Source organism: Amycolatopsis sp. NPDC003865, assembly GCF_053605345.1.
The window spans coordinates 197967-221681 of record NZ_JBSGJA010000015.1 but is presented as its reverse complement, the minus strand read 5'-3'; the positions used below and the strand labels follow the sequence as shown (position 1 = coordinate 221681).

23 protein-coding genes are annotated in these 23715 nt (G+C 70.4%); 17 read left to right on the top strand and 6 right to left on the bottom strand.

Annotation, left to right across the window (positions count from 1 at the left end):
• Positions 1 to 202 precede the first annotated feature (202 nt).
• The 8 genes from ACWEVP_RS32180 (at position 203) to ACWEVP_RS32145 (ending at position 9069) form a co-directional block, all read left to right on the top strand.
• Positions 203 to 1831 (top strand): long-chain fatty acid--CoA ligase, encoded by a 1629-nt coding sequence (locus ACWEVP_RS32180; protein ID WP_452066306.1) that lies wholly within the window; start codon positions 203 to 205, stop codon positions 1829 to 1831.
• 100 nt (positions 1832 to 1931) lie between these two features.
• Positions 1932 to 3218, top strand: coding sequence for an ABC transporter substrate-binding protein (locus tag ACWEVP_RS32175; RefSeq protein ID WP_452066305.1), 1287 nt, complete (start codon positions 1932 to 1934; stop codon positions 3216 to 3218).
• Positions 3215 to 4111, top strand: coding sequence for a carbohydrate ABC transporter permease (locus ACWEVP_RS32170; protein ID WP_452066304.1), 897 nt, complete (start codon positions 3215 to 3217; stop codon positions 4109 to 4111). The genes ACWEVP_RS32175 and ACWEVP_RS32170 overlap by 4 nt, the downstream gene beginning before the upstream one ends.
• The gene (locus ACWEVP_RS32165; protein ID WP_452066303.1) at positions 4108 to 4923 is read left to right on the top strand and encodes a carbohydrate ABC transporter permease; all 816 of its coding nucleotides are present in this window, start codon (positions 4108 to 4110) and stop codon (positions 4921 to 4923) included. The genes ACWEVP_RS32170 and ACWEVP_RS32165 overlap by 4 nt, the downstream gene beginning before the upstream one ends.
• A gap of 58 nt (positions 4924 to 4981) precedes the next feature.
• Positions 4982 to 5401 (top strand): DUF4190 domain-containing protein, encoded by a 420-nt coding sequence (locus tag ACWEVP_RS32160; protein WP_452066302.1) that lies wholly within the window; start codon positions 4982 to 4984, stop codon positions 5399 to 5401.
• Between the two features lie 151 nt (positions 5402 to 5552).
• The gene (locus tag ACWEVP_RS32155; protein ID WP_452066301.1) at positions 5553 to 7277 is read left to right on the top strand and encodes a TIGR03767 family metallophosphoesterase; all 1725 of its coding nucleotides are present in this window, start codon (positions 5553 to 5555) and stop codon (positions 7275 to 7277) included.
• A gap of 56 nt (positions 7278 to 7333) precedes the next feature.
• Positions 7334 to 7735, top strand: coding sequence for a PaaI family thioesterase (locus tag ACWEVP_RS32150; protein WP_452066300.1), 402 nt, complete (start codon positions 7334 to 7336; stop codon positions 7733 to 7735).
• Positions 7736 to 7806: 71 nt separating this feature from the next.
• Entirely contained in the window at positions 7807 to 9069 is a 1263-nt protein-coding gene (locus tag ACWEVP_RS32145) for a peptidase C39 family protein (protein ID WP_452066299.1), read from the top strand.
• A gap of 43 nt (positions 9070 to 9112) precedes the next feature.
• Here ACWEVP_RS32145 and ACWEVP_RS32140 read toward each other — a convergent pair whose 3' ends face one another.
• Entirely contained in the window at positions 9113 to 9562 is a 450-nt protein-coding gene (locus ACWEVP_RS32140) for a carboxymuconolactone decarboxylase family protein (protein ID WP_452066298.1), read from the bottom strand.
• 76 nt (positions 9563 to 9638) lie between these two features.
• On the opposite strand from ACWEVP_RS32140, the gene ACWEVP_RS32135 reads away from it, so the two are divergent.
• The 3 genes from ACWEVP_RS32135 (at position 9639) to ACWEVP_RS32125 (ending at position 12333) form a co-directional block, all read left to right on the top strand.
• A complete protein-coding gene (locus tag ACWEVP_RS32135; protein WP_452066297.1) occupies positions 9639 to 10481 on the top strand; it encodes a sigma-70 family RNA polymerase sigma factor in 843 nt (280 codons plus the stop codon).
• 125 nt (positions 10482 to 10606) lie between these two features.
• Entirely contained in the window at positions 10607 to 11704 is a 1098-nt protein-coding gene (locus ACWEVP_RS32130; RefSeq protein ID WP_452066296.1) for an S-(hydroxymethyl)mycothiol dehydrogenase, read from the top strand.
• Positions 11705 to 11769: 65 nt separating this feature from the next.
• Positions 11770 to 12333, top strand: coding sequence for a gamma-glutamylcyclotransferase family protein (locus ACWEVP_RS32125; RefSeq protein ID WP_452066295.1), 564 nt, complete (start codon positions 11770 to 11772; stop codon positions 12331 to 12333).
• On the opposite strand, the gene ACWEVP_RS32120 is transcribed toward ACWEVP_RS32125, so the two are convergent.
• A complete protein-coding gene (locus ACWEVP_RS32120) occupies positions 12330 to 13949 on the bottom strand; it encodes an FAD-binding oxidoreductase (RefSeq protein WP_452066294.1) in 1620 nt (539 codons plus the stop codon). The genes ACWEVP_RS32125 and ACWEVP_RS32120 overlap by 4 nt on opposite strands.
• A 97-nt stretch (positions 13950 to 14046) precedes the next feature.
• On the opposite strand from ACWEVP_RS32120, the gene ACWEVP_RS32115 reads away from it, so the two are divergent.
• From ACWEVP_RS32115 to ACWEVP_RS32090, 6 genes are all read left to right on the top strand, one after another.
• Complete coding sequence (locus tag ACWEVP_RS32115) at positions 14047 to 14610, top strand: TetR/AcrR family transcriptional regulator (RefSeq protein ID WP_452066345.1); 564 nt, start codon at positions 14047 to 14049, stop codon at positions 14608 to 14610.
• On the top strand, positions 14607 to 16145 hold the full coding sequence (locus ACWEVP_RS32110; protein WP_452066293.1) for a glycerol-3-phosphate dehydrogenase/oxidase: 1539 nt from the start codon (positions 14607 to 14609) through the stop codon (positions 16143 to 16145). Before ACWEVP_RS32115 ends, ACWEVP_RS32110 begins: the two co-directional genes overlap by 4 nt.
• Positions 16146 to 16240: 95 nt before the next feature.
• Positions 16241 to 16510: a helix-turn-helix transcriptional regulator gene (locus ACWEVP_RS32105; protein WP_020631744.1), complete on the top strand. Its 270-nt coding sequence runs from the start codon at positions 16241 to 16243 to the stop codon at positions 16508 to 16510.
• Positions 16507 to 17040 (top strand): hypothetical protein, encoded by a 534-nt coding sequence (locus ACWEVP_RS32100; protein ID WP_452066292.1) that lies wholly within the window; start codon positions 16507 to 16509, stop codon positions 17038 to 17040. The genes ACWEVP_RS32105 and ACWEVP_RS32100 overlap by 4 nt, the downstream gene beginning before the upstream one ends.
• Positions 17037 to 17945 carry an ABC transporter ATP-binding protein gene (locus tag ACWEVP_RS32095; RefSeq protein ID WP_452066291.1) on the top strand — a complete coding sequence of 303 codons (909 nt, stop codon included), beginning with the start codon at positions 17037 to 17039 and terminating at the stop codon, positions 17943 to 17945. The genes ACWEVP_RS32100 and ACWEVP_RS32095 overlap by 4 nt, the downstream gene beginning before the upstream one ends.
• Positions 17942 to 19132, top strand: coding sequence for an ABC transporter permease (locus tag ACWEVP_RS32090; RefSeq protein WP_452066290.1), 1191 nt, complete (start codon positions 17942 to 17944; stop codon positions 19130 to 19132). Before ACWEVP_RS32095 ends, ACWEVP_RS32090 begins: the two co-directional genes overlap by 4 nt.
• Here ACWEVP_RS32090 and ACWEVP_RS32085 read toward each other — a convergent pair whose 3' ends face one another.
• The 4 genes from ACWEVP_RS32085 to ACWEVP_RS32070 form a co-directional block, all read right to left on the bottom strand.
• Positions 19133 to 20479 (bottom strand): cryptochrome/photolyase family protein, encoded by a 1347-nt coding sequence (locus ACWEVP_RS32085; RefSeq protein ID WP_452066289.1) that lies wholly within the window; start codon positions 20477 to 20479, stop codon positions 19133 to 19135. It lies immediately after the preceding gene.
• Positions 20480 to 20542: 63 nt separating this feature from the next.
• Positions 20543 to 21859, bottom strand: a complete 1317-nt coding sequence (locus ACWEVP_RS32080; protein WP_452066288.1) for a citrate synthase — start codon at positions 21857 to 21859, stop codon at positions 20543 to 20545.
• 197 nt (positions 21860 to 22056) lie between these two features.
• Entirely contained in the window at positions 22057 to 22998 is a 942-nt protein-coding gene (locus tag ACWEVP_RS32075; protein WP_452066287.1) for a carbohydrate kinase family protein, read from the bottom strand.
• Between the two features lie 41 nt (positions 22999 to 23039).
• Entirely contained in the window at positions 23040 to 23621 is a 582-nt protein-coding gene (locus tag ACWEVP_RS32070; RefSeq protein WP_452066286.1) for a TetR/AcrR family transcriptional regulator, read from the bottom strand.
• Positions 23622 to 23715: the final 94 nt, after the last annotated feature.

The window sequence follows — 23715 nt, the reverse complement described above, 5'->3', positions numbered from 1 at the left end:
GTGGAGCCTCCGTTACGGCGCGCATTTCCTCGCCTATAAGGAAAAGCGCAAAAATTGATGATCTTGATCATCGTCCGGTCGTCGCCCGATCGCGCGACGACCGTGACCGAACGGAGCCGTAGTCGACCATGCCCGCTTCACCCGATCCGCACTAGAGTCGGCGCAACCCCAGTCCACCGGCGAACGACCCCCGGGAGCGACCATGTTGAGCACCATGCAGGACGGCCAGCTGTCGCTGGCGAACCTGCTCAAACACGGCACCTCGGTGCACTCGGCGAGCGAAGTCATCACCTGGACCGGTTCAGAAGCCCGGCGCGAGACCTACGGCGACCTCGGCCGCAACGCCGCCCGCCTCGCGAACGCGCTCCGGAGCCTCGGCGTCACCGGCGACCAGCGCGTCGGCACGTTCATGTGGAACAACGCCGAGCACATGGCCGCCTACCTGGCCGTCCCGGCGATGGGCGCCGTGCTGCACACGCTGAACATCCGCCTGTTCCCGGAGCAGCTGACCTTCGTCGCCAACCACGCCGAGGACCAGGTCGTCATCGTCGACGGCACGCTGGTCCCGCTGCTGGCGAAGCAGCTGCCGGAGTTCAAGACGGTCCGGCACGTCATCGTGGCCAACGGCGACGCGGCGGCCCTCCAGGCGCCGGACGGCGTCCAGGTGCACGCCTACGCCGACCTGCTGGCCGAGCAGCCGGACACCTTCGACTGGCCGGACGTGGACGAGCGCTCGGCCGCCGCGATGTGCTACACCTCGGGCACGACGGGTGACCCCAAGGGTGTGGCCTACTCGCACCGGTCGATCTGGCTGCACTCGATGCAGGTCTGCATGAGCGACAGCATGAACCTCGCGCAGAGCGACACGGCGCTGGCCATCGTGCCGATGTTCCACGCGATGGCGTGGGGCCTGCCGTACGCGGCGCTGATGGTCGGCGCGTCGCTGCTGATGCCGGACCGCTTCCTCCAGCCGGCGCCGATCTCCGCGATGCTGGCCGCCGAGAAGCCGACGTTCGCCGGCGCGGTCCCGACCGTCTGGCAGGGCCTGCTCGCCCACCTCGAAGCGAACCCGCAGGACATCTCCCACCTGCGCGAAGTCGTCGTCGGCGGGTCGGCCGTGCCGCCGTCGCTGATGCACGCGTTCCAGGAGAAGCACAAGGTGTCGATCCTGCACGCCTGGGGCATGACCGAGACGTCGCCGCTGGGCAGCGTCGCCCGCCCGCCGGCCGGCGCGACCGGCGAAGACGCCTGGCGCTACCGCTACACGCAGGGCCGGTTCCCGGCGTCCGTGCGGGCCCGGCTGATCGGCGACTCCGGCGAGGCGCTGCCCTGGGACAACGAGGCCGTCGGCGAGCTCGAGGTCCAGGGCCCCTGGATCGCCGGCAGCTACTACGGCGGGTCCGACATCGATCCCGACAAGTTCCACGACGGCTGGCTGCGCACCGGGGACGTCGGCAAGATCAGCGCCGACGGCTACCTGACGCTGACCGACCGCGCCAAGGACGTCATCAAGTCCGGCGGCGAGTGGATCTCTTCGGTCGACCTGGAGAACCAGGTCATGGGCCACCCGGCGGTGGCCGAGGCCGCGGTCGTCGGCATCCCCGACGAGAAGTGGGACGAGCGGCCGCTGGTCGCCGTGGTGCTCAAGGAGGGCCAGACGGCCACGCCCGAGGAGCTGCGCGATTTCCTGTCCGACAAGGTCGCGAAGTGGCAGTTGCCGGAGAACTGGACGTTCGTGGACGAAGTGCCCAAGACGAGCGTCGGCAAGTTCGACAAGAAGCGGATCCGCGCGTCCTACTCCGAGGGAAAGCTCGACATCGCCCAGCTCTAACGGGTAAATCTCCGGCGAGTCTGCACGCTTGGGACGGCCACCATGGGGGAACCTACCTCCCTCATGGTGGCCTTCAGAGCACGTCGGAGGGGTTCTGGGGATGCATAACAGGCGGAGTTTTCTCGCGCTCGCCGGCGTCGGCGCGTTGACCGCGGCCTGCGGGTCGAACACGGGACGGCAGGGCACCGCACCGCCGTCGACGGCGTACTCGGCGGGCCCGCCGCCGTCCGACGCCCCGAAGGTCACGCTCCAGCAGTGGTACCACGCGTACGGCGAGGACGGCGTCCAGGAAGCCGTCAAGCGGTACGCCGCGAGCTACCCGGGCGCGACCGTGAACGTCCAGTGGAACCCGGGCGACTACGACTCGAAGATCGTCACCGCGCTGCAGAACAGCGCCGTGCCGGACGTCTTCGAGGCGCAGGTCAAGATCGACTGGGTGCGGCAGAACCAGGTGGTGTCGCTCGACGACGTCATCGCGCCGGTCCGGAACGACTTCAGCCCCGCCGTGCTGGCCGCGCAGACCGTCGAAGGCAAGGTCTACGGCATCCCGCAAGCCGTCGACACGCAGGTGCTCTTCTACCGCAAGAGCCTGCTGCAGGCCGCCGGCGTCCAGCCGCCGCAGACGGTCGACGAGCTGATCGACGCGGCCGCGAAGCTGTCGAAAGACGGCGTCAAAGGCTTGTTCGCCGGCAACGACGGCGGCGTCGGCGTCCTCACCGGGCCGCTGTTGTGGTCGGCGGGCCTCGACTACCTGAAGAGCGGCAACCGCGAGGTCGGCTTCGACGACCCGCGCGCGGCGACCGCGCTGGCGAAGCTGCACACGTTGAACGCCAACGGTTCCCTGCTGCTCGGCGCGCCGGCGGACTGGTCGGACCCCGGCGCCTTCATCGACGGGCTCGCCGCGATGCAGTGGACCGGGCTGTGGAACGTGCCGAAGATCCGGCAGGCCTTCGACGACGACTTCGGCGTCCTGCCGTTCCCGAAGCTGGACGGCGGTGGAGCGCCTTCGGTACCGGTGGGCGCGTACGGCGCGATGGTCAACGCCAAGAGCGCGCACGTCGCCGAGGCCAAGGCGTTCGTGAAGTGGCTGTGGATCGACAAGACCGACGACCAGCTGGAGTTCGCGACGAAGTTCGGCTTCCACGTCCCCGCGCGGCAGAGCCTGGTCGGCCAGGCGAACAGCCTCGCGACGGGACCGGCCGCCGACGCCGCCCGGTTCGTCCGGGAGAACGGCCACCTCGTCGGCGGTCCGGTGTGGACACAGCAGGCGAACACGGCGTTGTCCGACGCGGTCGCGAAGATCGCGAAGGAGGGTGCGGACCCGGTCGCGCAGACCAAGACGGCGGTGGAGGTCGCGAAGTCCGAGCTGAAGCGCCTGTTCGGGTGAAGCGGCGCGACGCGCGCGCGTTCTGGCTGTTCGTCGGGCCTTTCCTGCTGGGGCTGGCGGTGTTCGCGTACCTGCCGATCGGCTGGAGCGCGTACCTGTCCTTCTTCGACGCGCGCAACACCGTGGCACCGACGGAGTTCGTCGGGCTCGACAACTACGGGCACATGCTGACCGACGAGCCGTTCCTGTCGAGCCTGGGCACGTTCAGCGTGTTCGCGGTGTTCATCGTGCCGCTGACCTTCGCGCTGTCGCTGGCTCTCGCGCTGGGCGTCAACCAGCTGCGGTTCGCGCGCGCGTTCTTCCGGTCGGTGTTCTTCCTGCCGTTCGCGTGCTCGTACGTCGTGGCGTCGCTGATCTGGAAGACTTCGCTGTTCTCCGGTGTCCGATACGGACTGGCGAACACGGTGCTCGGTCTCTTCGGCGCGGATCCGGTGGCCTGGACGGGGACAGTCGACCCGCCGCTGTACTGGATCGTCCTGGCGACGGCGCGGCTGTGGCTGCAGCTCGGGTTCTACATGATCCTGTTCATCGCGGCGCTGCAACGGATCCCGAAGCACCTGTACGAAGCGGCGTGGCTCGACGGCGCCAAGCCGGGCTGGCAGGTCTTCCGGTACATCACGCTCCCCCAGCTGCGCGCGACGGCGGTGGCGGTCCTCCTGCTGAACCTGATCAACGCCTACCAGGCGTTCGACGAGTTCTACAACATCATGGGCGACTCCCGCGGCTACCCGCCGTTCGCCCGGCCACCGCTGGTGTACCTGTACTACACGTCGCTGGGTTCGGGCGGCCAGGACCTGGGCCGCGGCAGCGCGGGCGCGGTGATCCTGGCGCTGATCATCGCACTCGTGACGTTGCTGCAGGGCCGCGTCTTCCGCTTCGGGCGGTTGTCATGAAAGCCTTGTTCCGGTGGGTCTCGCTCGTGCTCGCGGCGGTGCTGTTCCTGCTGCCGTTCTACCTGCTGGTGCGCAACGGCCTGGCGTCCCGGGCGGAGATCACCGCTCCGCGGTGGACCTTCTTCCCGTCCACAGTGCACTGGGAGAACTTCTCGAAGCTCTTCTCGCTGGACGACGTCCCCTTCGCGCGCAGCCTGCTGAACTCGGCGATCGTGGCGGTCGTGCAGACCCTCGGCCTGTTGGTGATCTGTTCGGCGGCGGGCTACGGCCTGGCCCGGATCCCGTACCGGCACTCGCGGTTCGTGTTCTACGCGGTGCTGGCGACGCTGATGATCCCGACGTCGGTGACGTTCGTGCCGAGCTTCGTGGTGGTCTCGTCGCTGGGCTGGCTGTCGGACTTCCGCGGGCTGGTGATCCCGGGGCTGTTCAGCGCGTTCAGCGTGTTCCTGTTCCGGCAGTACTTCCTGGACTTCCCGCGCGAGCTGGAGGAGGCGGGCCGGGTCGACGGGCTGAGCCGATGGGGCGTGTTCTGGCGGATCGTGGTCCCGAACTCGAAGGGGTTCTTCGCGGCGATCGCGGTGATCACGGTGATCGGCAGCTGGAACGCGTTCCTGTGGCCGTTGATCATCGCCCAGTCCCCGGACTCGTGGACCGTCCAGGTGGCGCTGTCCGGCTTGCTGACGGCGCAGAACCCGCAGCTGAACTTGCTGTTCCTCGCGGCGGCCGTGTCGATCCTGCCGATCGTGCTGCTGTTCGCGTTCCTGCAGCGCTACCTGGTCCGTGGGGTGACGGAGTCCGGTCTGACGGGCTGAGTAACGTGCAGCACCGTCCGGGCGACTTCCGCTGGGGACGGACAGAAGTGGGTGCGCTGTGACCAATTACGACCCTTACCAGCCGGATCAGCAGCCGGTGAACCCTGCGTACCCGCCTTCGGCGCCGTACCCGGTGCAGCCCTACGCGGCGCAGCCGTACGGCTCTTACGTCCAGCAGCCCTACCCGGGGTACCAGCCGCTGACCACCAGTGGGATGGCGGTGGCGGGCATGGTCGTCGGCATCGTCGCGCTGGTCCTGTTCTGGGCCCCGTTCCTCGACCTCGTGCTCGGCTTCCTGGCGATCGGCCTGTCGTGGGCCGGGATGCTGCAGGCGGACCGGCCGGGCTACACGGGCAAGGGCATGGGCATCGCGGGCCTGGTGTGCGGCATCCTCGCGGTGATCCCGGCGGTGATCGTGATGCTGTTCTTCTTCGGCCTGTTCGCCGCGGCCGGCACCGCGTGCGGCATCGCCTGCTGAGCGGTCCCCCTCGCCCGAAATCACCACGACGTTCGGCGGTACTCCCCGCCCTGACACCTGTGACAGGGTGGCTCGAAACGTCACGTTTACCGACCGGACACCGGCGTCCGGCACGGTGCTGGGCAACCGAGAATCTGGGGAGCGAACAACCATGGCCGAACTCACCCGGCGCACCTTCGCCACCGCGGGCGCCGCCGGTCTCGGACTCCTGCTGTGCACGCCCACCGCGAACGCCCTCGACCGCGCCCTGCGGCTCACGAGCACCCGCTCGGTCGCCACCGCCGGCACGACCCTCGAGCAGGTCGCCACGGGCGGCGGCACCTCGGCCTACAGCCGCCTGTCCGCCGGGCCCGGCTGGCCGCTCGTCGTCCGCGCCGACCTCGCCGCGCCGAAGGCCGGGCGCGACGACCGCCGCCGCGCGCTCAGCGCGTTCGTGCAGTTCACCGACCTGCACATCACCGACACCGAGAGCCCGGCGCGGTTCGAGTACCTGCACCCGTTCATCGGCTCCGCGCACCGGCCGCAGGAGGCGCTCGGCACGGTCGCGACCAGCGCGCTGGTCGAGCGCGTCAACAGCGTGCGGCAGGGCCCGTTCACCGGGCGGCCGTTCGACCTCATGGTCACCACCGGCGACAACACCGACAACCACGAGCTGATCGAGCTCGACTGGTTCCTCAAGGTCCTCAACGGCGGCAGCGTCACGCCGAACTCCGGCGACCCGAACGCCTACGAGGGCGTCCAGAACTCCGGGAACCACGAGTTCTGGAACCCCGGCAAGCCGGGGAGCGACGACTACTCCGCCAAGGGCTTCCCGCAGCTGCCCGGCCTGCTCGAAGCCGGCATCAAGACGTTCACCGCGCCCGGCCTCGACGTCCCGTGGTTCTGCACGTTCGGCAACCACGACGACAGCATCGTCGGCTCGCTGCCGGCGCAGATCCCCGGCATCGACGCCTGGTACACCGGGCGCTACAAGGTGATCGGCAAGGACGAGAGCACCGCGAAGAAGCTCGCCGCCGCCATCAAGAACCCCGGCTCCAGCGTGCCGGTCGCCGAGCTGTTCGGCGGCTCGGGCACCATCCGCGAAGTGACGCCGGACGCGCGGCGCCGCCCGTTCGACACCGGCGAGTTCGTCCGCGCGCACCTCGACCCCGCCAACACCGGCCCCGGCCCGGTCGGGCACGGCTTCACCAGCGCCAACGCCGACGGCAAGATCGTCTACTACACGTTCCGGATCGCCCCGGGCATCACCGGGATCAGCCTCGACACGACGACCGACGCCGGGTTCGCCGACGGCTCGATCGGCCTCGCGCAGTACAGCTGGGTCGAGGCGACGCTGAAGCGGGGCAGCTCGACGTACTACGACTTCTTCGGCCGCAAGGTCACCCACGACGTCACCGACGAGCTGTTCCTGCTGTTCAGCCACCACACGAGCGGCACGATGGGCAACGTGCTGCCGGACTCGCGCCACCTGCTCGACCCGCGCCTGGACGGCAACGCGTTCGTCGCGCTGCTCAAGCGGTTCCCGAACGTGCTGGCGTGGGTCAACGGCCACACGCACCTCAACAAGATCACCCCGCACGCCGGGAACACGCCGCAGCAGGGCTTCTGGGAGATCAACACGGCGTCGCACATCGACTTCCCGCAGCACGCGCGGATCGTCGAGGTCGCGGACAACGCGGACGGTACGTTGTCGCTGTTCACGACGTTGATCGAGGCCGAAGCACCGTACGCCGTGGACTACGGTTCCCGGACGCCGCAAGCGCTTGCGTCGCTGTACCGGGAGCTGTCGTACAACGACATCCACACCGATCTGGGCCGCGTCGGGGACCCCGCGGACCACAACACGGAACTGCTGCTGGTCAACCCGCTGAGCTGAGCGCGTTACCCGCGGGGTAATCGCCCCGCGGCCGGTCTTCGGGCAGGCTGCGGGGCATGACCGATCCCGAGGGCACGCAGCTCTTCCACCGTTCCATGCCGTTCTCCGAGCGCCTGGGCGTCGAGGTGCTGGAGCACGGGCGCGAGCTCGTCCGCAGCCGGCTGAAGTGGGACGAGAGCCTCTGCACGCTCGGTGGCGCGCTGCACGGGGGCGCGCTCATGGCGCTGGCCGACTCGACCGGCGCCGTGTGCGCGTTCCTCAACCTGCCCGAGGGCGGCCAGGGCACGACGACCGTCGAGTCGAAGACGAACTTCCTGCGCGCGGTGCGTTCGGGCTACGCCGTTGCGTCGTCCAGACCACTGCACGCCGGGCGCAAGTTCGTCGTGGTTGAGACGGAGATCCACGACGAGGACGGCAAGTTGGTCGCGAAAGTGACACAGACCCAGGCCGTCCTGTAGGTACCTGTTTACAGACCCGGCCGGACCGGCGAAAATCCCTGCCTACTGGGTGGGTCTATCAGGGAGCCGGGATGCGCGTACGCAAGTTGTTCACCTTATTGTCAGTGGTTGTGTTAACTGCTGTAACCGCGCAAGTCGCCGAGGCCGCGCCCGCCCGGCCCCACGACGACGAGGCGATCGACTACCACGAGTGGAACGGCGGGCGCTTCCACGAAGGCGGCTTCGCCGGGCTCGCGCTCACCCGCGACGGCCTGCGCATCACGCGCCCGGCGGGCACGGTCGAACACACCGAGCCGGAACTGGGCACGACGAGAACGTACGAATACGGCCAGTGGACGTCGCCGGAGTACCGCGAGGGCTTCGGCGCGACGCAGCTGGTCGCGTCCTGGAACGCGCAGACGCCGGCGAAGACGTGGCTGCAGGTCGAGGCGCGCGGCCGGACGTCGGCGGGCGACCAGACCGCGTGGTACGTGATGGGCCGCTGGGCCAGCGGCGACGGCGACATCCTGCGCACCAGCGTCGACGGCCAGGACGACGCGAACGCGGCGGTCGACGTCGACACGCTGGTGATGAAGGCGGGCGTGACGCTGAAGTCGTACCAGCTGCGGATCAACCTCTACCGCGAAGCCGGTTCGCACGCGACGCCGTCGGTGACGTCGCTGGGCGCGATGACCTCGGCGGTGCCGGACCGCTTCGACGTGCAGACGACGAAGCCGGGCCGGGCCACCGGGATCGAGCTGAAGGTGCCGGCGTACGCGCAGAACCTCCACAAGGGACAGTTCCCGCAGTACGGCGGGGGCGGCGAAGCGTGGTGCAGCCCGACGTCGACGGAGATGGTGGCCGAGTACTGGGGCAAGAAGCCGTCCGCCGAAGAGATGTCGTGGATCCCGGCGGACTACGTCGACCCGCAGGTGGCGTTCGCGGCGCGCTACACCTACGACCACGCGTACGACGGCACGGGCAACTGGCCGTTCAACACGGCGTACGCGGCATCGCGCGGGCTGCGCGGCCACATCACGCGGCTGCACTCGCTGAACGAGCTGGAGAACTACATCGCGCACGGGATCCCGGTGATCACGTCGCAGTCGTTCCTGTCGTCGGAGCTCGACGGCGCGGGCTACGGCACGGCCGGCCACATCATGGTCGTCGTCGGCTTCACGAAGGACGGCGACGTGATCGCGAACGACCCGGCGTCGAGCAGCAACGACCGGGTGCGCAACATCTACAAGCGCGACCAGTTCGAGAAGATCTGGCAGCGGACCAAGCGGTACCGCGCGGACGGGTCCGTGGCGAGCGGCCCGGGCGGGATCGCGTACATCATCACCCCGGCCTGAGCGGGATCGGCGGGGCGCCCCGGGCGGCGCCCCGCCGGGGGTTTCACCAGGTCTTGCCGGCCTGCTCCCGGATCGCGCGGTTGATCCGGTTGAAGAAGCCGGTCAGCGCGATGTGCAGGACGATCGCCGACAGCTGCTTCTCGTCGAAGTGCTTGACGGCGGCCGCCCAGATCTCGTCGGTCACGCCCGGCCGGCCGTCCTCGATCCGTGTCGCCGCTTCGGTCAGCTCCAGCGCGGCCCGCTCCGGCTCGGTGAAGAACGGCGTCTCGCGCCAGGTGACGACGGCGTGCAGCCGCTCGTCGGTTTCGCCTTGCCGCTTCGCCGACTGGACACCCGCGTAGGTGCACGGCGCGCAGCCGTTGATCTGGCTCGCCCGCAGGTGGACCAGCTCCAGCAGCAGCGGGTCGACGCCACCGGCGTGCACCACCTTGAACAACTGCTGGACCGCGCCGGTGACCTCGGGGCTGCTGGTGCTCTTGAGCCGTGCTTCCATCGTTCCTCCTGCTGTTACCTGTGGTGGTCCCGATCCGTCATCCCCACGACGGAGCGGAACCGAGGAAGGTAACGACATGCCCGACACGATGACCGAGGTCTTCGAGGCGCAGCGCGACCGGCTGCGCGCGGTGGCCCACCGCGTGCTGGGTTCGCACGCCGACGCCGAGGACGTGGTCCAGGAGGCGTGGCTGCGGCTGTCCCGCCAGGACGCGGCGACGATCCACAACCTCGACGGCTGGCTGACGACGGTGGTCGGCCGGCTCAGCCTGGACGTCCTGCGCTCGCGCCGGTCCCGTCCCGAGGCGCCCTACGACGAGATCGTGGTGGCGGTGGACGACGGCCCCGCCCCGGACTCCGACGCCGAGCTCGCGGACTCGGTCGGGCTCGCGTTGCTGGTGGTGCTCGAGTCGCTCGCGCCGGGCGAGCGGCTGGCGTTCGTGCTGCACGACCTGTTCGCGGTGCCGTTCGAGGAGATCGGCCGCATCCTCGGCAAGACCCCGGGCGCGACGAAGATGCTGGCCAGCCGCGCGCGTAAGAAGGTCCGGACACCGGCGGGAACGCCCGGCCCGGGAAGCTCCCGGCGCGAAGTGGTCGACGCGTTCCTGCGAGCGGCCCGCGACGGCGACTTCGAGGAACTGCTGCGGGTGCTGGACCCGGAAGTCCGCTTGACGGTCGACACCCCGGACGGCGTGGTGGTGGTCCTGGGAGCGACGAACGTGGCGGCGGGAGCCCGCATCGGAGCGGCGGCGGGCGGCCAGGAAGTCCTGGTCGGCGGGCTGCCGGGCGTGGTGGCGTGGCACGCGGACGGCACCCCGATGTCGGTGGTGGCGTTCACGGTGACAGGCGGCCGGATCACGGGCATCGCTGCGGTGGCCGACCCGGCCCGGCTGGCGTCCATGCGGCTGCCGAAGCCGTGAGTTGCGCAAAGCGCAACATGTTGCGCACCGACCACCAAGACTCACTCATGCGGATGTCGCCATCTCCGCATGATCCGTGATTAGCTGCGGACGCAACCAGCAGTGCAGCCGGAAGGTGGATTCGCATGCCGTACGAGGTCCAGGGGGTCGTTTCGCGGGCGAAGGGCGAGCCCGTCTCGCTGGAAACCGTGCTCGTGCCCGATCCCGGTCCCGGCGAAGCCGTCGTGAACGTCCAGGCCTGCGGGGTCTGCCACACCGACCTGCACTACCGCGAAGGCGGGATCAACGACGACTTCCCCTTCCTGCTCGGCCACGAGGCCGCCGGGGTCGTCGAGGCCGTCGGTGAGGGCGTCGGCGATCTCGAACCCGGCGACTACGTCATCCTCAACTGGCGCGCCGTCTGCGGCACCTGCCGGGCCTGCAAGCGCGGCAAGCCGTGGTACTGCTTCTCGACCTTCAACGCCGCCCAGCCGATGACCCTCGCCGATGGCACCAAGCTCTCGCCCGCCCTCGGCATCGGGGCCTTCCTCGAGAAGACCCTTGTCCACAGCGGACAGTGCACGAAGGTGAACCGCGAGGCCGAGCCCGCGGTCGCCGGGCTGCTCGGCTGCGGGGTCATGGCCGGGCTCGGTGCCGCCATCAACACCGGTGCCGTCACGCGCGGCGACTCGGTCGCCGTCATCGGCTGCGGTGGCGTCGGCGATGCCGCCATCGCCGGTGCCAAGCTCGCCGGCGCCACCACCATCGTCGCGATCGACACCGACGACCGGAAGCTCGACTGGGCCAAGGACTTCGGCGCGACGCACACCGTCAACAGCAAGGGCCTCTCCGAGGAGGCCGTCGTCGAGGCCATGCAGGACGCCACGAACTCCTTCGGCCCGGACGTGGTGATCGACGCCGTCGGGCGGCCGGAGACCTGGCGGCAGGCCTTTTACGGGCGCGACCTCGCCGGCACCGTCGTCCTCGTCGGCGTCCCGACTCCGGAGATGCGCCTGAACGACCTGCCGCTGATCGACTTCTTCTCGCGCGGCGGCTCGCTCAAGTCGTCGTGGTACGGCGACTGCCTGCCGAGCCGGGACTTCCCGCTGCTCGTCGACCTCTACCTGCAGGGCAGGCTGCCGCTCGACAAGTTCGTCACCGAGCGGATCGGTGTCGACGGAGTCGAGCAGACCTTCGAGCGCATGCACCACGGTGACGTCCTGCGCAGCGTGGTGACGTTCTGAGCCTCTTCGTCGACGCCGACTACCCGGCCGACCCCTACCCGGGGACCCGGCCGGGCTGCTCCTTCGTGCACCTGGACGGCGCCGGCCACTCGCTGAGCACCGCGCCGGCGGGCTGGCGCGAGCGCCAGGCCGTGCTCGCCTACGGTTCCAACGCGAACCCGTCGAAGATCAGCTGGATGCGCGCCGAACTCGGGCTCGAGGGCCCGGTCGTCGTCGCGCACGCCCGCTGCGACGGCCTCGCCGCGGTGTGGGCGTCCGGGCTGCGCTTCCGCGACGGCCAGCGCCCGGCGACGCTCACCGCGCTGCCCGGCGTCGAGGAGCACGCCGTCTGGTTCGTGACGCCGGAGCAGCTCGTGGTGCTCGACCGCTGCGAAGGCCGCGGCAACCGCTACCACCTGGTCCGGCTCACCGACCCGGACATCACGCTCGAAGACGGCAGCCGGGTCACCGACGTGTTGGCCTACATCGGCGCGGTGCCGATCCGCTACCCGCTGCTGGTCGACGGGAAACCGGTGCGCACCGCCGACGTCCCGCAGGCGCAGGCCGTCGAGCTGGACGGCGTGCCGGCCGACGGACCCGGCGTCGCCTGCGAGGTCGTCGAGCCGCCCGACGGGCGCACCTTCCCCTAGACCAGCTTGCCCGGGTTGAGGATCCCGGTCGGATCCACTGTGGACTTCGCCGCACGCAGCACTTCGACGCCCAGCGAGCCGATTTCCGCTTGCAGGTAAGGCGCGTGGTCGACGCCGACGGCGTGGTGGTGCGAAATGGTGCCCAGGCCGGTGATCGCCTCGCACGCCGCGGCTTTCGCGCGCTGCCACTGGCCGATCGGATCGGCTTCGTCGCGGGCCGTCAGCACTGTGAAGTAGAGCGACGCGCCGGTCTCGTAGGCGTGGGAGATGTGGCACATCACGATCGCGCGCCCGAGCGACGCCGTCAGCGCGGCCCGGACGTCGTCGCGCAGCTCGTCCACATTGGACCAGTAGGCCGCCGTCTCGAGCGTCTCGACGCAGACACCCTGGTCCAGCAACGCATCCCGCTGCCGGGGGCCGGCGAACCGGCCGTGGCGCCACGACTCGCCGAGCGCCTTGCCGACCCGCACGGCACCCGACGCCTTCAGCCGGCGCGCGGTCTCGCGGCGGCGCAGCGCCACGTCGTGCGCGGTGCCTTCCCAGCCGACGATGAGGAAGCACGGGTGCGGCACCCCGCGCGCGGCGAGGTAGCGGCGCAGGGCCGTCGTCTTGAGGCCGCCGTTCAGCGCCAGTGAGACCTCGGTTTCGTCCACATCGGACAGTCGGGTGACGTCGGCGAGCGCGTGGTGCTGCGCGAGATCGCGGACCGCCTCCCGGCCCGCTTCCCAGCCGGGCAGCGCGTACCCCTCGTAGCGGCGCACCGGCGGCGCGGGGCGGACCCGCAGCGACACCTCCGTGATCACGCCCAGCGTGCCCTCGCTGCCGATCGCGAGCTGGCGCAGGTCCGGCCCGGCCGCCGACGCCGGCGCGACGCCCAGCTTCCACTCGCCGCGCGGCGTCGCCAGCCGGACGCCGGTGACCATGTCCTCGAACCGGCCGTAGCCCGAGGACGCCTGCCCGGCCGAGCGCGTCGCCGCGAAGCCGCCGATCGTGGCGCGCTCGAACGATTGCGGGACGTGCCCGAGCGTCAGGCCGTGCTCGCCGAGGAGGCGCTCGGCCTCGGGCCCGCGGACACCGGCCTGCAGGACGGCGATGCGCGACTCGGCGTCGACCAACACCAGCGCGTCGAGCCGGACCAGGTCGAGCGCGATCACCGACGCCTTGTCGCCGCGCAGCGCCGCGACGCCGCCGACCACCGAGGTACCACCGCCGAACGGCACGACGCCGACGTCGTGCGTCACGCAGACGTCGAGCACCTCTTGGACCTCGTCGGGGCCGGCGGGCAGCACGACCGCGTCGGGCACCGGGAAGTCCGCGCCGGGCGAACGGCGGCGCAGCAGGTCGAGGTAGGACAGTCCGGTCGCGCGCGCCAGCCGGGCCGCGTCGTCTACCAGCACGTTCTCCGCACCGACCACTTTCGACAACGCGGCGGCAGCAGATTCGTCCAGTTTCGGTGACGGTATTTCCACCGGCAAATTTCCGGCTGGAGCAGCACCGGGAGCCGCCTGGCCTATACGCTGTTCAAGCCACTTGGCCGCCCGCGCGGGCAGCCGGGCGGCGTCGGCGGCTTCCGGGGTCCAGGACCGACGGAGGCGGTGGTCAATGAGCGCGTTCACCGATACAGTGTGACACATGGACGTGAAACGTCACACCACCTCGACCGCGGGATCGTCCGCGCTCGCGGACACCCGCAACCGCCAGACGGCGACGCGCGTGGCCGATGACGTGCTGCTCGACGCCGCGCGCTCGTGCGTGCTGGCCGTCGGTGTGCGCCGCACCACACTCGCCGAAATCGCCCGGACCGCACGCGTCAGCCGGATGACGGTCTACCGCCGGTTCCCCGACGTCCGCAGCGTGCTCGCGGCGCTGATGACCCGTGAGTTCAGCGGGCTCCTGCGCACGGCGAGCGAGCGCGGCGCCGACGCCGCGAACAGCCGCGAACGGCTCGTGCTCATCGCGTCGGCCGGTGTCCGCGCGCTGTCGGCCGACCCGCTGTTCCGCACGCTGCTCGACGTCGACCCCGAGCTGGTCCTCCCGTACATCGTGGAGCGGCTGGGCGCGACGCAGAAGTTCGCCGAGCAGGCGCTGCACGCGCTGCTGGAGGCGGGCCACCAGGACGGCTCGATCCGGCGGGCGCCTGTCGCGGTGCAGTCCCGGTCGATTCTGCTGGTGGTCCAGTCGTTCGCGTTCTCGCTGCGGCCGGCCACGGCCGACGTCGGCGAGGCGGCGCTGCTGGCGGAGTTCACCCACGTGCTCGACGCGGCGCTGAAGCCGTGACGTCCGGCTCGCTCAACGCGCGGCGCCGCGAACGTGAGCTCGCGGAGCTGGCGGCGGGCGAGCGCGTCGACGTCGTCGTGGTCGGCGGCGGCGTCACCGGCGCGGGCATCGCCCTGGACGCGGCTTCGCGCGGGCTGTCGGTGGCGCTCGTCGAGGCGCACGACCTGGCGTTCGGGACGTCCCGGTGGTCATCGAAGCTCGTTCACGGCGGCCTGCGCTACCTGGCGCACGGCGAGCTGGGCCTCGCCCACGAAAGCGCGGTCGAGCGCGGCATCCTGATGACGCGCACGGCCCCGCACCTCACGCGCGCGATGCCGCAGCTGTTCCCGTTGTACCCCAGCACGTCCCGCGCGCAGCAGGCGTTGGTGGCGGCGGGCCTGCGGGCCGGCGACGGCCTTCGCCGGGCGGCGCGGACCCCGTCGTCGGTGCTGCCGCGGCCGCGTTCGATCCCGGCCGCCGAGGCGCTGGCGCTGGCACCGGGGCTTTCCGCGCACGGCCTGCGCGGCGCGTTGCTGGCCTACGACGGCGCTCTGGTCGACGACGCACGGCTGGTGGTCTCGCTGGCCCGGACCGCGGCGTCGTTCGGCGCCCGGATCTTGACCCGGTTGTCGGCGACGTCGCTGACGGCGGACCGGGTCTCGGCGGTCGACGGCGTATCGGGTTCCACTGTGGACATCCACGCCCGCCAGGTCGTCAACGCGACGGGCGTGTGGGCGGGCACGCTGACGGGAGCGGTCCGGCTGCGGCCGTCACTGGGGTCGCACCTGGTGCTGGCACCGGGAACGGTCCCGATGGGCACGACGTCGGTGAACATCGGCGTGCCGGGCGAGACGAACCGGTTCGTGTTCCTGCTCCCCCAACCGGACGGGCGGGTCTACCTGGGACTGACGGACGAGCCGGTCTCGGGCCCGATCCCCGACGTGCCGGTCGTGCCGGAGTCCGATGTGGACTTCCTGTTGTCGCTGGCGTCCTCGGTGCTGGCCCGCCCACTGACGCGAGCCGACGTCGCCGGGTCGTACGCCGGGCTGCGGCCGCTGGTCGAGGGCGGCGGGCGGTCGGCGGACCTGTCGCGAAAGCACGCCGTCCTGGCGGGCTCGGACGGGTTGCTGACCGTGGTGGGCGGGAAGCTGACGACGTACCGCCGGATGGCCGAGGACGCGGTCGACGCCGCGGTCAAGCTGGCCGGCCTGACCGCCTCGCCGTGCCGGACCGCGCGATTGCCGCTGCTCGGCGCGGCACCGAGGTCGGGTCTGTCTCTTGTGGACGCCGCACCGCGGCTGGTGGGCCGGTACGGGACGGAGGCGCCGCGAGTGGCGGCACTGGGCGAGCTGGACGCGGAGTTCGCGGAGCCGGTGGCGCCGGGATCGGACATCACGGCGGCCGAGGTGGTGTGGGCGGTCCGCAACGAGGGCGCGCTCGACGTCGCGGACATACTGGAGCGCCGGACGCGGCTGGCCCTCATCCCGTCGGACGCGGAGGCCGCCCGAACCCGAGTGGCCGAACTTGTCGACAAGTCGCTGGCCGGCCTCGCCTGACCCGACGCCGCACTTTCACGTGAAAGTGCGGCCCTCCGGCCGACTTGATGTGCACTTAACTTGACGACCTGTTGGGTTTTTGCAACAGTACGTTCATGAGTCCGGTCAGACGCGGCAAGGAGCTGCCGATCTACAACCGGCTTCCCGTGCTCCGGGCCGAGCGCGGGCTGAGCAGGGCCGCGCTCGCCACCGCCGTCGAGGTCAACCCGCAGACCATCGGCGCGCTCGAGCGCGGCGACCACTACCCGAGCCTGGACCTGGCCTTCCGGATCTGCGCGGTGTTCGACCTGCCGGTCGAAGCCGTGTTCAGCCGCGAGCCGTTCACGCCGTTGTCCACCCAGGTCTACCGCGAGGGGGGCGCATGACCTCGAAACTCACCGCCTACTGGGAACGCCAGCTGGACAAGATGGACCAACGGGAGCTCCGCCACGCCAAGCGGCTGCCCGGCTGGCGCACCCGGAAGCACCGCCGGACCCTCGCCGTCGTCGTGGCGGCCGGCGATCTCGGCTTGATCGCCGGCGCGTCGATCTTCACGACCGGCGACGACTGGGTCTACGGCGCCGTCTGGATGAGCAGCATGCTCGTCGGCGCGAGCGCGTTCGTGCTGCTGCGGATCCTCACCGGCCGGATGAGCGGCGGCTTCTCGCGGCTGCTCGACGAACGCGAGCGCGAATGGCGCCACCGCGTCACCTACATCGGGTTCCAGATCCTCAGCTACCTGATGATCGCCGCGATGATCTACGGCATCGTCGTGGCGGACACCGCGGACGGCGGCTTCCGCGGCGCGATGATGCTGTCCGCGCTGCTGGTCACCGGCACCACCATCCCGACGATCATCCTGGGCTGGGCCCTGCCGGACGACGACCCCGAGGACTTCGAAGAGGGGATGGCATGAAGGGGACACTGGAGATCGACGGGATCTCCAAGCGCTACGGCGCCAAGGTCGCGCTGGACGGCGTCACCTTCGACGTCCGCGCCGGCGAGCTGTTCGGCTTCGTCGGCAGCAACGGCGCCGGCAAGACCACCACCATGCGGATCGCGCTCGGCGTGCTCGCGGCCGACGGCGGCGAGGTGCGCTTCGACGGCGAACCCATCACCCACGAAACCCGCACGCACATCGGCTACATGCCCGAGGAACGCGGGCTCTACCCGAAGATGAAGGTGCTGGAGCAGCTCGTCTACCTGGCCGAGCTGCACGGCCTCACCGCGAACGAGGCCCACCGCAACGCCGATAACTGGATCACCAGGCTCGGGCTGGCCGAGCGCCGCAAGGACGAGGTCCAGAAGCTCAGCCTGGGCAACCAGCAGCGGGTCCAGCTCGCCGCCGCGCTGGTGCACGACCCGGCCGTGCTGGTGCTCGACGAGCCGTTCTCCGGCCTCGACCCGCTCGCCGTCGACGTGATGAGCGGCGTGCTGCGCGAGAAGGCCGCCGCCGGCGTGCCGGTCGTGTTCTCCAGCCACCAGCTCGACCTCGTCGAGCGGCTGTGCGACCGGGTCGGGATCATCCGCGCCGGCCGGATGGTCGCGGTCGGCACCGTCGGCGAGCTGACGGCGGGCGCGAGCAGCAAGCTGGTCGTCACCGCGCCCGCCGCGCACGAAGGCTGGGCCGCGGGCCTGCCCGGCGTGCGCGTCCTGGAAAACCACGGCGCCACCTCGGTCCTCGACCTCGACCCGAGCGCCGACGACCAGGCCGTGCTCGCCGCCGCGCTGGCGACCGGGCCGGTCACCGAGTTCAGCCGGCGTCGCCGGTCGCTGACCGAGCTGTTCCGCGACGCGGTGTCCGACAAGGGGGAACGATGAGGAAGCTGAGCGGACGGCGAGCCGTCTGGCTCGTGATGAAGCGCGAGCTGAACACGCGCCTGCGGACGCGTTCGTTCGTCGTCGGCACCGTGGTGCTGCTCGTGCTGCTGCTGGGGTACGTCGGGTTCCAGACGTCGCTGGCGGGCTCGGCGGACCGGAGCACGGTCGGGCTCACCGGCCAGGCGACCGGGATCGCGCAGCAGCTGCAGGTCGCGGCGGCGCAGTCCGGGCGGCACGTCGACACGGTCACCGTCACCGACCCGGCCGAGGGCCGCAAGAAGGTCGAGGACGGCGACCTCGACGCGCTCGTCTCGGGCAGCGCGGCGAAGCTGACCGCCACCTACAAGTCCTCTTTGGACGACCAGCTCCGCAAGGTGCTCGACCAGGTGGCGCAGCGGCAGGTCCTCGACGGCGTCCTGTCGTCCGCGCAGCTCGAGCCGGCCGAGGTGATGGCGCAGGTCGGCGGCACGCACGTGCGGGACGACCCGATCTCGCCGGAACCCGCCGACCACACGCAACGGCTCGTCGTCGGCCTGATCGTCGCGTTCCTGCTCTACCTCAGCATCATCACCTACGGGATGATGGTCGCCCAGGGCGTCGTCGAGGAGAAGTCGAGCCGGGTCGTGGAGATCCTGCTCGCGAGCGTCCGGCCGTGGCAGCTGCTGCTGGGCAAGGTGATCGGGCTCGGCCTGGTCGGGCTGACGCAGCTGGTGATCCTCGGCGCGGCCGGGCTCGCCGCCGCGTCGGCGACCGGGGTGTTCTCGCTGTCCGGCTTCGCGACCGGCACGCTGCTGTGGGGCCTGCTCTGGTACCTGCTGGGTTTCCTGTTGTACGCCACGATCTACGGCGCGCTCGGGTCGCTCGTCTCGCGGCAGGAGGACACGCAGTCGGTGGTCTCGCCGCTCAACATCATCCTCATCGTCGGGTTCATCGCCGGGATCAACCTGCTGCTGCAGGACTCGGCGGGCACCGCGGTGAAGGTGCTGTCGCTCGTCCCGCTGCTCTCGCCGATCCTGATGCCGGCCCGGATCTCGACCGGCGCGGCGGCGGGCTGGGAGATCGCGCTGTCGCTCGGGCTGACCGTCGCGCTGGTCGCGTTGCTGACCTGGCTGGGCGGCAAGATCTACGGCAACAGCGTCCTGCGCATCGGCAGCCGCATCAAGCTGTCGGAGGCGCTGCGCGGCTGATCACGACGTGATCTTGCCGTAGCGGTCCAGGGAGACCTGGCGCTCGTGGGCGTGGTCGACCATGGGCTCCGGGTACTCCTTCGGACGCTCCTTCAGCTTGTGGACCGCCTTCCCGGACACCGAACGCAGCTCCGGCACGTACTTGCGGACGTAGTCGCCGTTCGGGTCGAACTTCTCGCCCTGCGTCGTCGGGTTGAAGATCCGGAAGTACGGCGCCGCGTCGGTGCCGCAGCCGGCGACCCACTGCCAGTTCAGCTGGTTCGAGGCGAGGTCGCCGTCGACGAGGTGCTTCATGAAGTGCCGCGCGCCCAGCCACCACGGCAGGTGCAGGTCCTTGACCAGGAAGCTCGCGACGACCATCCGGACGCGGTTGTGCATCCAGCCCTCGGCCAGCAGCTGCCGCATCCCGGCGTCGACGATCGGGTAGCCCGTCCTGCCCGCGCACCACCGCTCGAACGCCTCGGGGTCGTCGTCGTGCTTCATTCCGTCGAAGCGCTTGTCGTAGTTCTTCCGCGCGGTCTCCGGGCGGTTCCACAGGACGTCGGCGTGGAACTCGCGCCAGCAGATCTCGCTGCGCAGCGACTTCGCGCCGACGCGCTCGTCGCCCGCGAGGTCGGCCAGGATGGTCCGCGGGTGGATGTTCCCCCAGCGCAGGTACGGCGAAAGCCGGGTCGTCCCCTCCCGGTCGGGCCGGTCGCGGTCTTCGTCGTAGGTTTCGATGCCGTCTTCGAGGAACTCGTGCCAGACGTTCAGCGCGGCCTGCTCGCCCGGCTCGGGGAGGGTCGCGGAAACCTTGGGCGGCTTCGGGATCTTCAGCGAGCGAGGTGGTTCGACCCAGTCCACAAGGGACGCTCCGGTGTCGGCGGGCGAGTGCCAGCCCCGCCCGGTCCACGCCCGGTAGAACGGCGTGAAGACGCGGTAGGGGTCGCCGTCCGGCTTGGTGACCTGCCCCGGCGTGACCGCGTACGGCGAGCCCGTCTCGACCCAGTCGATGTTGTGCTCCGCCAACGCTTTCGCCACGGAAGCGTCCCGGCGGCGGCCGTAGGGGCCGGTGTCGGCGCTGACGTGCACCGCCGCGGCGCCGATCTTCTTCGCCGCGCGGACCACCTCGACGGCCGGCTCGCCGCGGACCAGCATCAGCCGCCCGCCCAGCTGCTCGTCCAGCTTCTCCAGGCAGCCGTACATGAAGGCTTCACGCGGGGCCCCGCCGGGCTTGAGCAGCGCCTCGTCGAGGACGTACAGCGCGAGGACGTGCTTGCTGTGCCGGGACGCCTCCAGCAGCGCGGCGTGGTCCCCCAGCCGCAGGTCACGACGGAACCACAGGACGACCGGCGCTTCTCGAGTCACGAGGGACAAAGATAAGCGCCCCGCCGTGCGGGTGCACGGCGGGGCGCTTGTCCGGGTGAGCGATCAGCGCTCGGACATCGGGACGTAGTCCCGCGACGCGTAGCCGGTGTAGATCTGCCGCGGGCGGCCGATCTTGGTGGCCGGGTCGTTGATCATCTCGCGCCAGTGCGCGATCCAGCCCGGGAGCCGGCCCAGCGCGAACAGCACCGTGAAGAACTTCGTCGGGAAGCCCAGCGCCCGGTAGATCAGGCCGGTGTAGAAGTCCACGTTCGGGTACAGCTTCCGCTCGACGAAGTAGTCGTCGGAAAGCGCCGTCTCCTCGAGCTTCTTGGCGATGTCGAGCAGCTGGTCGCCGCCCTTCAGCTTGCCGAGGATCTCGTCCGCGGTGTTCTTGATGATCTTCGCGCGCGGGTCGTAGTTCTTGTAGACCCGGTGCCCGAAGCCCATCAGCTTCACGCCCTTTTCCTTGTTCTTCACGCGCTCGACGAACTTGGCGACGTCGCCGCCGTCCTGCTGGATGCCCTCCAGCATGTCGAGGACCGCCGCGTTCGCGCCGCCGTGCAGCGGGCCGAAGAGGGCGTTGATGCCGGCCGAAATCGACGCGAACAGGTTCGCCTCGGACGAGCCGACCAGGCGCACGGTCGAGGTCGAGCAGTTCTGCTCGTGGTCGGCGTGCAGGATGAACAGCAGGTCGAGCGCCTTCACGACGTCCGGGTCGACGTCGTAGGGCTCGGCCGGGAAGCCGAAGGTCATCCGCAGGAAGTTCTCGACCAGGCCGAGCGAGTTGTCCGGGTACAGCAGCGGCTGGCCGACGGACTTCTTGTACGCGTAGGCGGCCAGAGTCGGCACCTTGGCGAGCAGGCGGATGGTCGACAGCTCCACGTTCGGCTCGTCGAACGGGTCGAGCGAGTCCTGGTAGAAGGTCGACAGGGCCGAGACCGCGCTGGACAGCACGGGCATCGGGTGGGCGTCGCGCGGGAAGCCGCTGAAGAACGCCTTGAGGTCCTCGTGCAGCAGCGTGTGACGCTGGATCTTCTCGGTGAAGTCGGCCAGCTGGGCCTCGGTCGGCAGCTCGCCGTAGATCAGGAGGTAGGAGACCTCGACGAAGGTCGACTTCTCGGCCAGCTGCTCGATCGGGTAACCCCGGTAGCGGAGGATCCCGGCGTCACCGTCGATGTAGGCGATGGCGGACGACGCGGCGCCGGTGTTGACGAACCCGGGGTCGTAGGTGATGTACCCCGTCTGCGCCAGCAGCTTCCCCAGTTCGATCCCGGGCGCGCCCTCGACCGGGTGGACGATCTTGAACTCGTGCTCGCCACTCGGCAGGGTCAGCTTCGCGGTTTCGCCGCCGGACTGCCCCGCAGTCGTCGCGTCGGACATGCAAGTCCCTCTCACGTTCGGCACGGAGCGGCGGCGCCTGTACGTTTCACAGGTAGCCACGTGTTCACGCGAGGAAACACTGGCGCCTCGCTGCACACCGCCCCGCTGGGGTATGAAGAATGCCCCTCAACGTTAGTCGAGAAACGTGCGTTCGCGCAGCGGTGACGTTGCTCCTGGGTGCCCCTTTGGGACCAGGTTCACACGGCGGCCGCCATATCGGCGGACGTGGGCGGCTCGGCCCCGCTCCGCGAAACCGTGATGGACGCCGCTTTCGCCGCGAACCCCAGCGCTTCGCGCCACGCGCCCGCGTCGAGGGAGGCCAGGTCGGCGACCTCGTGGGTGTGCAGCCAGGCCAGCAGGGCGCCCTGGACGGTGTCGCCGGCGCCGATGGTGTCGACCACGGTCACCTTGCGCGACGGGACGTGGGCCAGCTCACCTGCGGCGGTGATCACCGCGACGCCGTCGGCGCCCCGGGTGAGCACCACGGCGTCCACACCGGACTCGACCCAGGTCTTCGCGGCGGCGACCGGGTCGGCGCCGCCGGTGAGCCACGCGGCGTCGTCGTCGGAGATCTTCAGCAGGCGAACGTCCGGCAGCCAGGAGGTGAACCGCGCGCGGTAGGCGGCCGGATCGGTGATCAGCGCCTCGCGGATGTTCGGGTCGAGGACGGTCAGCACGCCGCGCGCGGCCTCGCGCCGCAGCATCGCCTCGTACGCCGACGCGCCGGGCTCGAGCACCATCCCGAGCGTGCCGAGGGAGAGCGCGGTCACGTTCTCCGGGAGCGGTCCCGGGTCCGCCACGAGCCGGTCCGCGGTGCCCTCGACGTAGAACGTGTAGCGCGCGGCGCCCTTCGCGTCGAGCGCGACGACGGCGAGCGTGGTCGGCTCGTCGCCGCGTTGCAGCAACGACGTGTCGACGTCGGAGGCGTGCAGCCGTTCGACCATCGCTTCGCCGAAGCGGTCGGTGGACACGCGCGAGAGGAACGCCGACGGCACGCCGAGGCGCCCGGCCGCCAGCGCGACGTTGTACGGCCCACCGCCGAGCCGCGGCAGCAGCGCGCGCAGCCCACCGTCCACAGTGGAATCCAGAGGGTCACCGGGCACCAGGTCGACCAGAGCTTCTCCGCCTACGACGATCACGCCGGGAGTTTAATGGAGTTCGGGCTGACAATTCCTGTCCGCTATTTGTTCAGCCCGCCGAGCAGCAGTTCACCCAGTGCGGTGAACGCTTCGGCGTCGGAGACGTCGATCCGCCGCCCGAGCACCCCGGTCTGGATGCCTTCGATGATCAGGTTCGCCATCTCGGCGACGAGCCGGGCGTGGACGTCGCGGAAGACGCCGTCGGCGACCCCCTTGTCGATGAACTGCCGGAGCCGCTGCGCCGCGAACCGGCTGTTGACCTGGTAGGCCTCGCGGGCCGGGCCGAACTCCGCGAGGTCGCGCATGAACGCCGCCGACGCCCGGTTCAGGTGCTCGGCGACGCCGGCCAGATACTCCCCGATGAGCTTGCGGGCGTCGTCGATCCCGCCGATCCGCTCCTCGATCCGCTCGCCGGCGCCCCGGAAGAAGTGCGTGACGACCTTGACGGCGAGCTGCTCCTTGCTGGGCGCGAGCGCGTAGAGCGTCGACTTCGAGCAGCGAAGACGGCCGGCGAGGTCGTCGAGGGTGAAATCGGCGAAGCCTTCGGCGAGGAAGAGCTCCTCGAGGTCACCGAGCAGGGCGCGCTGGCGCGCGGTCGGCCGTCGGCGGGGTTCGGGGGGCATCGGCTCACTATCTCCTACGTCTTCCGGCCACCCCAGGCCTGTCGTACTGTACTCTCAACTAGCCCACAGTACTGTTTTCAGTACCGCTTTGGAG

Coding starts and splice junctions, on each gene's coding strand:
- ACWEVP_RS32135 (WP_452066297.1), top strand. CDS start 9,639: ATGCCCGACACGATGACCGAGGTCTTCGAGGCGCAGCGCGACCGGCTG.
- ACWEVP_RS32145 (WP_452066299.1), top strand. CDS start 7,807: ATGCGCGTACGCAAGTTGTTCACCTTATTGTCAGTGGTTGTGTTAACT.
- ACWEVP_RS32105 (WP_020631744.1), top strand. CDS start 16,241: ATGAGTCCGGTCAGACGCGGCAAGGAGCTGCCGATCTACAACCGGCTT.
- ACWEVP_RS32150 (WP_452066300.1), top strand. CDS start 7,334: ATGACCGATCCCGAGGGCACGCAGCTCTTCCACCGTTCCATGCCGTTC.
- ACWEVP_RS32180 (WP_452066306.1), top strand. CDS start 203: ATGTTGAGCACCATGCAGGACGGCCAGCTGTCGCTGGCGAACCTGCTC.
- ACWEVP_RS32090 (WP_452066290.1), top strand. CDS start 17,942: ATGAGGAAGCTGAGCGGACGGCGAGCCGTCTGGCTCGTGATGAAGCGC.
- ACWEVP_RS32080 (WP_452066288.1), bottom strand. CDS start 21,859: ATGTCCGACGCGACGACTGCGGGGCAGTCCGGCGGCGAAACCGCGAAG.
- ACWEVP_RS32100 (WP_452066292.1), top strand. CDS start 16,507: ATGACCTCGAAACTCACCGCCTACTGGGAACGCCAGCTGGACAAGATG.
- ACWEVP_RS32155 (WP_452066301.1), top strand. CDS start 5,553: ATGGCCGAACTCACCCGGCGCACCTTCGCCACCGCGGGCGCCGCCGGT.
- ACWEVP_RS32070 (WP_452066286.1), bottom strand. CDS start 23,621: ATGCCCCCCGAACCCCGCCGACGGCCGACCGCGCGCCAGCGCGCCCTG.
- ACWEVP_RS32130 (WP_452066296.1), top strand. CDS start 10,607: ATGCCGTACGAGGTCCAGGGGGTCGTTTCGCGGGCGAAGGGCGAGCCC.
- ACWEVP_RS32175 (WP_452066305.1), top strand. CDS start 1,932: ATGCATAACAGGCGGAGTTTTCTCGCGCTCGCCGGCGTCGGCGCGTTG.
- ACWEVP_RS32165 (WP_452066303.1), top strand. CDS start 4,108: ATGAAAGCCTTGTTCCGGTGGGTCTCGCTCGTGCTCGCGGCGGTGCTG.
- ACWEVP_RS32140 (WP_452066298.1), bottom strand. CDS start 9,562: ATGGAAGCACGGCTCAAGAGCACCAGCAGCCCCGAGGTCACCGGCGCG.
- ACWEVP_RS32095 (WP_452066291.1), top strand. CDS start 17,037: ATGAAGGGGACACTGGAGATCGACGGGATCTCCAAGCGCTACGGCGCC.